This is a genomic window from Streptococcus sanguinis (assembly GCF_019929145.1).
Lineage (GTDB): Bacteria > Bacillota > Bacilli > Lactobacillales > Streptococcaceae > Streptococcus > Streptococcus sanguinis_U.
Map to the genome: position 1 here is coordinate 1,012,127 of NZ_JAHZOW010000001.1, position 11,569 is coordinate 1,023,695.

The 11,569-nt window shown below is 43.5% G+C and carries 10 protein-coding genes and 1 pseudogene; 3 read left to right on the plus strand and 8 right to left on the minus strand.

What is annotated here, in order from left to right; genetic code table 11:
* Nucleotides 1–8: 8 nt before the first annotated feature.
* The 6 genes from obgE to cdaA form a co-directional block, all read right to left on the minus strand.
* A complete protein-coding gene (gene obgE, locus K1I94_RS04795; RefSeq protein WP_223314589.1) occupies nt 9–1,319 on the minus strand; it encodes a GTPase ObgE in 1,311 nt (436 codons plus the stop codon).
* Between the two features lie 50 nt (nt 1,320–1,369).
* Nucleotides 1,370–1,498, minus strand: a complete 129-nt coding sequence (locus K1I94_RS04800; RefSeq protein WP_002895969.1) for a DUF4044 domain-containing protein — start codon at nt 1,496–1,498, stop codon at nt 1,370–1,372.
* Between the two features lie 117 nt (nt 1,499–1,615).
* The gene (locus K1I94_RS04805) at nt 1,616–3,355 is read right to left on the minus strand and encodes an Ig-like domain-containing protein (RefSeq protein WP_185754987.1); all 1,740 of its coding nucleotides are present in this window, start codon (nt 3,353–3,355) and stop codon (nt 1,616–1,618) included.
* Nucleotides 3,356–3,420: 65 nt separating this feature from the next.
* Nucleotides 3,421–4,773: a phosphoglucosamine mutase gene (gene glmM / locus K1I94_RS04810; protein WP_002902729.1), complete on the minus strand. Its 1,353-nt coding sequence runs from the start codon at nt 4,771–4,773 to the stop codon at nt 3,421–3,423.
* Between the two features lie 94 nt (nt 4,774–4,867).
* Nucleotides 4,868–5,632, minus strand: coding sequence for a CdaR family protein (locus K1I94_RS04815; protein ID WP_002902728.1), 765 nt, complete (start codon nt 5,630–5,632; stop codon nt 4,868–4,870).
* Nucleotides 5,620–6,468 carry a diadenylate cyclase CdaA gene (gene cdaA, locus K1I94_RS04820; RefSeq protein ID WP_223314590.1) on the minus strand — a complete coding sequence of 283 codons (849 nt, stop codon included), beginning with the start codon at nt 6,466–6,468 and terminating at the stop codon, nt 5,620–5,622. Before cdaA ends, K1I94_RS04815 begins: the two co-directional genes overlap by 13 nt.
* A gap of 232 nt (nt 6,469–6,700) precedes the next feature.
* Between cdaA and murT the strand changes: the two genes are divergently transcribed.
* The 3 genes from murT to K1I94_RS04835 are packed head-to-tail and all read left to right on the plus strand — an operon-like array spanning nt 6,701 to nt 9,105.
* Entirely contained in the window at nt 6,701–8,044 is a 1,344-nt protein-coding gene (gene murT / locus K1I94_RS04825; protein ID WP_223314591.1) for a lipid II isoglutaminyl synthase subunit MurT, read from the plus strand.
* Nucleotides 8,044–8,829 (plus strand): lipid II isoglutaminyl synthase subunit GatD, encoded by a 786-nt coding sequence (gatD, locus tag K1I94_RS04830; protein ID WP_223314592.1) that lies wholly within the window; start codon nt 8,044–8,046, stop codon nt 8,827–8,829. Before murT ends, gatD begins: the two co-directional genes overlap by 1 nt.
* Before the next feature lie 18 nt (nt 8,830–8,847).
* Nucleotides 8,848–9,105, plus strand: coding sequence for a LapA family protein (locus tag K1I94_RS04835; RefSeq protein ID WP_006267878.1), 258 nt, complete (start codon nt 8,848–8,850; stop codon nt 9,103–9,105).
* An 18-nt stretch (nt 9,106–9,123) separates the two neighbouring features.
* Here K1I94_RS04835 and K1I94_RS04840 read toward each other — a convergent pair whose 3' ends face one another.
* Both K1I94_RS04840 and K1I94_RS04845 read right to left on the minus strand, forming a co-directional pair.
* On the minus strand, nt 9,124–10,305 hold the full coding sequence (locus K1I94_RS04840) for an MFS transporter (protein WP_317627927.1): 1,182 nt from the start codon (nt 10,303–10,305) through the stop codon (nt 9,124–9,126).
* Nucleotides 10,306–10,383: 78 nt separating this feature from the next.
* A pseudogene (locus tag K1I94_RS04845) lies at nt 10,384–11,246 on the minus strand (Rgg family transcriptional regulator).
* Nucleotides 11,247–11,569: the final 323 nt, after the last annotated feature.

Sequence of the window (11,569 nt, forward strand, 5' to 3'; positions counted from 1 at the left end):
AAGCCTCCTTAGTCAACGAATTCAAACTCGAACTTGCCGATGCGAACCAAGTCGCCATCCTTGGCTCCACGAGCCCGAAGGGCTTCATCAACTCCCATACCACGCAGTTGACGGGCAAATTTCATAACTGCTTCATCGCGGTCAAAGTTGGTCATACTAAAGAGTTTCTCAAGCTTGTCACCAGACAGTACCCAAGTCGCGTCATCATCACGAGAAATTTCAAAGGCTGGTGCTTCTTCGTCAAAGCCATAGTAAGCTTCTTCTTCCATTTCAGACTCATCATAAAGCAAGAACTCTGGTGTCTTATCCAGTAACTCTGCAGTCGCATCCAAGAGAGTCGCAAGGCCTTGCTTAGTCAGACTGGAAATCGGGAAGATTTGCGGTAGTTCCGCAAACTCATCATAATTAGCTGCTAACTTCTCTTTGAATATCTTAAGATTTTCAGCGCTATCTGGCATATCCATCTTGTTGGCAACAATAATCTGCGGGCGCTCCATGAGACGAAGATTGTAGGATTCCAACTCTTTATTGATAGCCAGATAGTCCTCATAAGGGTCACGTCCCTCACTAGCTGACATATCGATGACATGCAGGATGACCCGTGTCCGCTCAATATGACGGAGAAACTGGGTTCCCAGTCCCACTCCTTGGCTAGCCCCCTCAATCAAACCCGGCAGATCTGCCACCGCAAAGGACTCTCCAGAATGAGTGCGAACCATGCCTAGATTGGGCACGATTGTCGTGAAATGATAGGCACCAATCTTAGGCTTGGCTGCTGTAATAACACTAAGCAAAGTGGATTTCCCGACAGATGGGAATCCGACCAGACCAACGTCTGCTAGGACCTTGAGCTCAAGCAGAAGCTCTCTCTCTTGACCTGGTTCTCCATTTTCAGAAATCTCAGGTGCAGGATTTTTAGGCGTCGCAAAGCGGATATTTCCGCGACCGCCTCGGCCACCACGCGCTACGATAAATTCTTGACCATTTTCTACCAAGTCTGTCAGCACCTTGCCAGTCTCAGCATCACGAACCGTCGTCCCCTGCGGCACACGAACAATCAAGTCCTCAGCCCCTCGGCCATGCATTCCCTTGGTCATGCCCTTTTCACCAGACTGAGCCTTGAAGTGGCGATTGTAACGAAAATCCATCAGGGTACGCAGGCCCTCGTCTACAACAAAAACAACATTGCCGCCTCGACCGCCATCGCCACCCCAAGGACCGCCATTAGGAACATATTTTTCACGGCGAAAGGCCACCATGCCATCGCCACCATTGCCAGCCTTAACTTGAATCTTGGCCGTATCTAAAAACATACTCATTTTTTCTATTCTCTTTTTCTAGTCTAAAAAAACGCCCTGAAGCGTTTGGATTAAAAGATTGCACTGAGAGCGGAAGCAAAGATAGCTCCAACTGTCACGATGAGCATGATAATCACGACCAGCATCGTCAATTTTTCAAATCCTGTTTTTTTGCGTTGTCCGTTATCTCCAAAAGCCACGATAACACCTCTATCCTTTAAAAATTACTAGGTCTATTCTAACATGATTGCTCCGTTTTTTCAAATGGAAAAGTATGCAAAAAGGCTTTAAGAGAAAACTCTTAAAACCTTTGAATTTTATCTAGTCTTTTTTTGAAGAAAAACATAGCTTCCAAAGCCAACTAAGATTGCCAAACCTGCAACTGACAGCCAAAGTGTAGTTTCTTGACCAGTCTTAGGCAGAACTTTTTTGTTGCCTCCTGCAGCACCCGGATCGTTGGTACCATTGTTTGAATTGTTATTTCCATTCCCTGGATTGTCTGTTCCACCCTTTGGATTGTCGGAACTGTTACCAGGGGTATTGTTACCATTGCCTGGGGTATTATTTGGATTATTGTTTGGATTATTATTTGGGTTGTTGTTTGGATTGTTGTTATTGCCAGGAGTTGGCGGCTGAACTGACTTGCCTGGATCATTACCTCTATAAGTATTTGTAAAGACTGGATCCAAGTCATACTTAACAGAGCCTAAAAGCTCACCATTAACGTCAGTTACAGTAACTGTCAGCTGTGCTTCCTTGTCATCATAGACGTAGTTAGGATCGTTTCCTGGGATTTCCTTAATGCTATAGCGGTAAGTACCAGCAGCACTGTAGTTTAAAGCCTTGAAGTTGATAGAGCCGTCTGCTTCATTGGTAACTGTTTGAAGCAAGTTACCATTTTCATCAAAGAGACCAAAGGTAAACTGACCTTTTTCTAACTCTTTGTTAACAAGCTTCTTCTGAGCCTTAATCATTACGTCTTTTGCTAACAATCCGCTTCCTTTACCAGAACCATCTTCTAAGCGGACTGACTTAGTAATAGTACGCTCTGGGAAGCCTTTAGCTGTCCAAGACAAGGTGTTGTTAACCACATCGCCTACTTGAACACCATCTGGTACGCGAGTAGAGTACTCGATGTACATTGGCCAATTGTAGTTATCACCAAAGTTGATGGTAAAGCCATTGGCATCACCATTAGCATTTTGCGTAAGAACCGCCTTGTTAGTGAAGTTATCCAAAACAGGCAGAGTCAGCAAGTGCGCTTCATTGCGGATACCACCTTCTACAGGAGCATAACGAACTGCGCGCAGTGTACCTGGTACCAGTGTTAGACCATCGCCAAAGTTGTCTGAAATCACCATGTTACGAAGCATGTCCTGTCTTGCATTCAGGATAATGCGCCATTTGACAATCTTTGGATCGCTACTGTCTTGGTAACCATATTTCATTTCATACTCACCAGCAGTTCCTTCTACCTTTTCGTATTGGAAAGAAAAATCTGTCTGGCCAAATTTGAAGGAAACTGGCCCTGAATTTTGCACCTTGTCGTTATTAACTCGTACATTAAAAGTCAGGGACATTTCTTTTTGTTCGGTGTAGTTAGTAAAGTAATTACTAAAGGTTACCGTAACAGTCTGACTTGCTGGATTCGCTTGAGCTTTTCCGACTACTTCTCCCTTGTGATTGACAACATCAGATACTTGGAAGTTTAAGGGAGTAATCAGGGTTAATTCCTGCGGCAGTGAGAAAGTAAGGGTGTCGCCTTCAGCGATAGTTTGAGATGACGGGAATGTGAAACTAGTTGTTACAGACAGAGTTTCATTGGTCATAACTGTTGAGTCACTTGTTAATGGCACACCATCTTTGGTAATGCTTGTTTGCTGGGTATAATCTGTTACCTCAGCAGCCTGTGTCCTAGCAGCCAAACCAAGACCTGTAACAATGGCCGTTAACAAGATTAAAATTTTAAGAATGAGTGTTTTCTTATTTTTCATCTTATACTCCTTTCGTAGCTTATTATACCAAGAGTATTGCAATTTATCAACATTTTTATTCAAAGTGTTTAAAAATTCATACGAATATAAAAAAACCAAGACATTATGTCTCAGTTTCTTTACATTTATTAGTCTATCCCAATTTCATCTCGAACAACATTGGCAATGGTATCTACATAATAATTTACTTCTTCGTCAGTTGGTGCTTCAGCCATGACTCTCAGCAGAGGCTCAGTTCCACTCGGACGAACCAAAATCCGGCCATTGCCAGCCATTTCGGCTTCCATTCTCTCAATCACCGTCTTGATAGCTGGAACTTCCATCGCCTTGTCCTTCATACTGTTTTCCACACGGATATTGACTAGTTTCTGCGGATAGATGGTTACTTCAGCAGCCAATTCGGATAGTTTCTTACCTGTTTCCTGCATGACCTTGGTCAATTGCACAGCTGAAAGCTGACCGTCACCTGTTGTATTGTAGTCCATGATGATAACATGTCCAGACTGCTCGCCACCTAGATTATAACCATTCTTGCGCATTTCCTCTACTACATAGCGGTCACCAACTGCTGTCACAGCCTTTTGAATACCTTCGCGATCCAAAGCCTTATGGAAGCCAAGATTGGACATGACGGTCGTAACAATGGTATTCTGCGCCAGCTCACCTTTTTCAGACAGGTACTTCCCGATGATGTACATAATCTTGTCACCATCTACCAGCTCACCATTTTCATCCACAGCAATCAAGCGGTCACTATCTCCATCAAAGGCCAGACCAATCGCTGCACCAGACTCACGAACAACTTCCTGCAAAGCTTCAGGATGCGTAGACCCGACATTCAGATTGATATTGAGGCCGTCTGGATTTTCTCCGATAATGGTCAACTGTGCGCCTAGATCCGCAAAAATCTGACGGGCGCTGGTTGAAGCCGCACCGTTGGCCGTATCTAAAGCTACATGCATTCCTTCTAGTTCTAAGCCAGTTGAAACCAAGTATTGTTGGTACTTGCGCAGTCCTTCTGGATAGTCCACCAAGTCACCCAATCCTTCTGCGCTTGGACGTGGCAAGGTATCTTCTGCTGCGTCCAACAAAGCTTCGATTTCCAACTCACGCTCATCATCCAGCTTATAGCCGTCACCACCAAAGAATTTGATACCATTATCCAAAGCTGGATTGTGGCTGGCAGAAATCATGACTCCGGCGCTGGCTTTCTCTGACTTGACCAAATAAGCTACACCAGGCGTTGCAATGACACCCAATTTATAGACATGAATCCCAACGGACAAAAGTCCTGCAACCAAGGCGCTTTCCAACATTTCTCCTGAAATTCGAGTATCCCGGCCAACAAAGACCCGAGGCACTTCACTTTCATGCTGGCTCAGAACATAACCACCAAAGCGGCCAAGTTTAAAGGCCAATTCCGGCGTTAATTCTACATTTGCTTCTCCGCGAACACCATCGGTTCCAAAGTATTTACCCATTATAAATAGTTTCCTTTCATAAGACCTGGATGTAAAGATATAGGCTGCAAGCAAGGCAGATTGCTTTAATCCAAGTTTATTTTCAAAATTTTATTTAGTTTTTATTTGATGAGCTCGTATTTGAGCTACTGTTAGAGGAAGACGAGCCTGAGCTGTCTGCTGTTTTAGTGTTGACACGCATAGTTGTTTCAAATGGTGTCACCACGCTTGGCATGACATTTCCCTGACCATCAACAGCCTGCAGCGGTGCTGTTCCGCTGTAGTTGCCGGTGATAATGACATTGGTCGGAAGAATAGCTACGACAGACTCAATCTTAGATAGGGTCTCCTCGTCACTTGTTACAGTAGCTTCCTTATTTTCCAAGGTCACACCACTGATAGACACATTTTCAGCCACTTGGCTGTCTGTGATGAGGTAGCGGACCTCAACCTTCTTGCTGGCTTTTTTACCAATCTTAACCGAAATCTTCTGCGGGGTGACTGTAGCAGTCAGACCGCTCGGCAGGTTTTCCACTTTTAGCGGAATCTCTACTGTGCCTTCTGTAGCCTTGGAAAGATCAGCTACAACTCGAAACTTCCGAGTACTTTCCTGCATTTCACTGGCTAGATTGACTCGGTTGGAGCCTGTCAAGGCAACGGAAACTTCAGAAGTAAAACCGCTGATAAAGTAATTCTCGCTGTCATATTTGATGTCAATCGGCACATTGGAAACCGTATTGGTATAAGTTTCAGATGTGACCTGTCGAACTCCTGTATTGTTTTGATAACTGCTAGAGGTTGCATAGACAAAAAGTACTAGGGCAAAGAAAAACGAAGAGATGATATAAAGAATTTTTTTACGTTTTTTCATTTCTTCCATCCTCCCATGAAGCGTTTTTTCAAACCCGCTGGCTTGTCCTGCTCTGATAAGAAGACCTTTCTCAGCTCTATCTCAAACTCATCCAAAGTCAAATCATGCTTGAAAATTCCATTGTGTGTAGTGGAAATCCCACCTGTTTCTTCTGAAACAACAAAAGTAAAAGCATCGGATACTTCAGACAGGCCAATAGCTGCGCGGTGCCGGGTTCCAAACTCCTTAGAGATGCCGCTGCTTTCTGTCAGAGGCAGGTAGGCACAGGAAGCCGCAATCTTATTGTTTTTTATGATGACAGCCCCATCATGCAATGGCGTATTGGGGATAAAAATATTGATTAGTAGCTCTCCGGACACATCTGCATCCAAGGGAATCCCTGTTGCAATGTACTCCTGCAAGGTGCGGGTTCCCTGAATGGCCACCAAAGCCCCGATTTTCCGCGGACTCATATAGGCAACAGACTTGACAAAGGCCTGAACCATTTTTTCTTCGTTACTGATGGGCGTCGCAGAAAAAATATCCGTTGCTCGGCCCAGCTTTTCCAATCCTGCCCGAATCTCAGGCGAGAAAATCACCACAGCCGCAATAACCCCGTAAGTGATGACCTGATTAATCAACCAAGAAATGGTGGTAAAGCCGATGATATTGGCAAAAAACTGTGCCAAGATAAAGAAGAGCACCCCACGGACCAAAATCATAATCTTGGTACCGGCAATGGCCTTGATTAGATAATATAGAATCCATGCGACGATAGCGACGTCAATAATATTAATTACAATCCTCCAAGGGTCAGAAAACAAACTGGCCCAATATTGGAGATTGGTTAGTTGTTGAAAATTCATACTTAGACTTCCTACTCCTCTACAAGCAAAATCAAACAGCTGTAGCAACAAATCGAGCTTATTAAATCTAGTCACAGCCTGATTTTATCTTGTAATTAGAGTTTACTCAATTAACTTCTCTCTTTTTATTTTACAGTGGGTCTTAATGCTTAAAGACTTACCACCCCATTATATCACGTTTGTCAATATTTTTCTGTAACCTTCTTTACTTTTTTATGATAAAATATTTCTTATGAAGATAAAAACAGCATTGGGCCTCTTGGCAGGAAAGTCCTCCCACTTTGTTCTCAGCAAAATGGGGCGTGGATCGACTCTGCCAGGGAAAGTTGCCCTGACATTTGATAAAAATATTCTACAGAACCTAGCAAAGAACTATGAGGTCGTGGTTATTACCGGAACCAATGGTAAAACTCTGACTACAGCTCTGACAGTAGGCATTCTCAAGGAAGCCTTTGGAGAAGTGGTGACCAATCCCAGCGGTGCCAATATGATCACTGGGATTACGACAACCTTCCTGACTGCTAAAAAAGGCAAATCTGGCAAACATATCGCTGTGCTAGAAATAGATGAAGCCAGCCTATCTCGGATTTGTGATTATATCAAGCCTAGTCTCTTCGTCTTTACCAATATTTTCCGCGACCAGATGGACCGCTATGGTGAGATTTACACGACCTACCAGATGATTCTGGATGCTGCAGCTAAAGTGCCTGAAGCGACTGTACTGATGAATGGTGACAGCCCGCTCTTTAACTCGGTCACCCTAAAGAATCCTGTCCGCTACTATGGATTTGACACCGAGAAAGGTCATGCCCAGCTAGCTCACTACAATACAGAGGGCATCCTCTGCCCCAAGTGCGAGCATATCCTCAAGTACGAGCTCAATACTTATGCTAATCTGGGGGCTTATATCTGTGAGGACTGCGGCTTCAAGCGCCCTAAGCTTGACTACAGCCTGATCGCTCTCAAAACACTTGAGCATAACCGCTCGGCCTTTACCATTGATGGTCAAGACTATCAAATCAATATCGGCGGTCTTTATAATATTTACAATGCTTTAGCTGCTGTGTCAGTAGCTCAGTTCTTTGGTGTCGAGCCGGCTACTATCAAGGCTGGCTTTGACAAGAGCCGAGCCGTCTTTGGTCGTCAGGAAACTTTCAAAATCGGTGATAAGGAATGTACCTTAGTCTTGATTAAAAATCCGGTTGGGGCGACCCAAGCTTTGGATATGATTGGACTTGCACCATTTGACTTTAGCTTGTCTGTCCTACTCAATGCCAACTATGCAGACGGCATTGATACCAGCTGGATCTGGGATGCTGATTTTGAGAAGATTCTAGAGATGGAGATTCCTCATGTCATTGCAGGTGGTGTCCGCCACTCAGAAATTGCTCGTCGACTGCGGGTAACGGGCTATCCAGCAGATCAGATTACCGAAGTCAAAGATTTGGAAGCAGTCTTTAAGACCATTGAACAGCAAGAAACCAAGCATGCCTATATCTTAGCAACTTATACTGCCATGCTGGAATTCCGCGAATTACTGGCAGAACGACAAGTGGTCAGAAAGGAGATGAACTAATGGTATACAGATCCCTTACTTCTCCTGAAAACAAGGACTATCGCTACGATGTAAAGATTGCCCATCTCTATGGCAATCTCATGAATACCTACGGCGATAACGGTAATGTTCTCATGCTCAAGTATGTGGCTGAAAAGCTAGGCGCTAGGGTTAAAGTCGATATCGTCTCTCTAGAAGATGACTTTGACAAGGACAGCTACGACATCGTCTTCTTTGGCGGAGGTCAAGACTATGAGCAAACGATCGTGGCTCGTGACTTGCCAGCTAAAAAGGAAGCTTTGGAAAGCTTCATCAATGAAAACGGCGTAGTGCTAGCTATCTGCGGAGGTTTCCAACTTTTAGGCCAATACTATATCGAAGCTTCTGGCCGACGAATCGAAGGTCTGGGCATCATGGGCCACTATACCCTCAACCAGACCAAAAACCGCTATATTGGTGATATTAAGATTCATAACGAAGAATTCGATGAAACCTACTATGGCTTTGAAAATCACCAAGGGCGTACTTTCCTCTCTGACGACGAAAAACCTCTGGGCAAAGTCGTCTATGGAAATGGCAACAATCAAGAGGATGGTTGCGAGGGTGTTCATTATAAAAATGTCTTTGGCTCCTACTTCCACGGTCCCATCTTGTCCCGTAATGCGAACTTGGCCTACCGTCTGGTGACCACTGCTCTGAAAAACAAGTATGGCTCAGATATTGAACTGGCGGCTTATGAAGATATCCTAGCCCAAGAAATCCCAGAAGAATATGGAGATATCAAGAGCAAGGCTGAGTTTGAATAGATAAACAGGAGAATCACTATGAAAGAAAAATTGCATTATATCCTGCTTTTAATTACCATTCTATTGGTTGCCAGTATTTCCTTGGCCAATATGCAGAGTGTCAATGTTAGCTTTATCTTGTTCAGCTTCAAACTTCCCTTAATCATATTGATTTTGGTCTCAGTGCTCCTAGGCTCTGTCACGACCTTTCTCATCAGCATGCTAAAAAACTTCTCTCTGAAAAAAGAGCTTAAAAAAACCAAAGAAGCACTTAAAAATTCCCATACAGAAAACTAGGTTGGAAATCACTCCAGCCTAGTTTGTTTGTATTCTCATTTGATAAAGGTAGGAAATCAAAGCCAATCCCATCACTCCGAAACCAATCAGAAGAAAGGAAAGGGTATGGACACTCGGCAGAAAAGTCATCAGAAAAGTCGCAGGAGGCATGAAAAGAATTGCCAGCGTGTAGATCGTTGAGAAAACGCGACCTAGATACTGCTTGTCCACCTTGGTCTGAACCTGGCTGAAGAAATGAATGTTGAAAACAGTCATAAAGAGCTCGCAGATTAGATTACCAGAATAGGAGAAATATGGATGAACCGGTAGCAAGGCAGAGACGCCCATGACTGCGACTCCAACACCGGTCAATAGCAGAGCTAGGAGTAGATTTCCCATACTGGCCTTAACCTTGCTGGCTAGAATGGCTCCAACGATTGAGCCTACAGCTCCCAAACTCAAAATAGTCGCATAAGAGCCGGTCTTATCGTAGAGCTGATTGGTAAAAGGCAATAGATAATTAAAGGCCGCAAAGAAAAAGTTGACTGCGGAAGCTACTAAAAGCAGAAAGAAGATTTCTTTTTGCTGACGGATATAAACTAAACCTTCCTTGATATCTCCCAGGATATTTCCAAAATTGATGGGAGACTTCTGCTTGCTTGGCTCATGATTAGGCAGAAAGTAAACCAAGGCAAAAGCCAGAAAGAAGCTAAGAGCATCCAGCTGAAAGGTCACACTCAAATTTACATACTGCATCACGATAAAAGATAAAACTGGAGCTGAGACGCTGATAACCTGCAAGGCCAATTCCAGATGAGAATTGTAGATTACAATGTCTTCCTTGTCTACAATTTCGGTAATATAAGACTTATTAGCTGGTCGAGAAAAGGCAAAGGCTATAGCCTGAACCACATTGGCAAAAATCAACGCTCCAATCATGAGCTGGTTATTTGAAATAAAAGAAATCAGCAGACAAAGACCAGCACAAATCAAGTCCGTTACCATCAGCACCTTACGTCTGGAAAAGCGGTCCGTAATAGCTCCCCCAAAAGGATTGGATAAGATGGAAGTGACTAGCTCCGATATCTGGTAAATGCCCAAGACCGTCTGTCCCAGAGCTCCCAAAGAAGCAAGCCAGATACTATTCCCATAATCATAAAGCATATTCCCAATTTTATTAATCGCAGCTCGTGTAATCAGCTGTGCTGCCTGTCGATTCATAAAAATACCTCCTTCCATTTCTGAAACTATTGTATCAGGAATGGAGGGAGGTTCTTTATTTTTCCCATATTTGGGAAATTATGCTTTTACAAACTTATCGAAATGCTCTTGATAATAGGCGACTTGCTCAGGTAGTTCCAGCACTTCAAAGATATGCATGGCTTCCTGCATTTGCGTGATTCCCTGCTTCTTCTGTCCCTTCTGATAAGCCGCAAAACCCTTGAGATAGAGGAACACATTGCGTTCATAGAGTTTGATGCCTTTGCCAATGATTTTCTCTACGTAAGCCTCAAAATAACTAGCTTATCAAAAGAACGACTTTCCAAACAATGCTGGTAACAATTGAGGGCTAGAATCAAGACTAGTCTCTTATGGCGACCGATTTCTTTGTAGTAGTCCTCCCGCTCCATGACTTCCTTGCCCAGACGGTAGACATAGTCCACATCATAAAAACTATAGAGATTGCCAAAGAGAATCAGCTCATACATAGTCCAGTCTTCCACTTGGAAAAGATAATCAGCCACCTTATCTAAATCCTCTTGCCTCATACGAAACTGGCTGTCTCGCTGACAAATCAAGCCCTGAAGCAAAATCCAATTCAGCTCATAGTAAAGAGGCGTGTTACTGGCCTTGGACTTTTCCAACTGCTCCGCTTGCAAGTCCTGAAATCCCTTGATGTCATTTGAGTAGTAAAGAGGGATAATTTTACCCATCATGGCCACGTGCTCATGCTGCTGGAAATTCCGTGCCTTGTCCATAAAATTTTCAAGGGTCACATGAATATTATCCAAGAGATCTAAAAATTTCGAGAGGGTCATGTCCGACTCACCCAGCTCAAAACGAGACAGCTGAGAAGTCGAGCAAACCTGACCCGCCGCTTCCTTCAAAGAATAATGTCCATTTAAACGAAAATCACGAAAAACTTTGCCTAAATCTTCCATTTGTTTACCACTTCAATTCCTTTAATTGCTGTTTCGCTTCCCTAGTCGCTCTTTCAAAACTACCTTCACCGCCCCTTGTTCGGATTTTATTTTCAGACGAGGCTTCTTTCGTCAAAATCTTATCGGCTGAAAATCGGAAAAGGCAAATTCTGCTAAAAGAACTCGTCAGAAAATAGAAAGTTCGGGTTTTGCTCTCAGACCAACCGTCTGAAAATCTGACAGAGTCATTTTGCTCCAAAATAGCTTCTCAGAAAATCTGATGGGCTGACTTTTCTTTAAAAGAACTTAGATTACATGAAAAATGCTTTCTTTTCCTCTAAAAA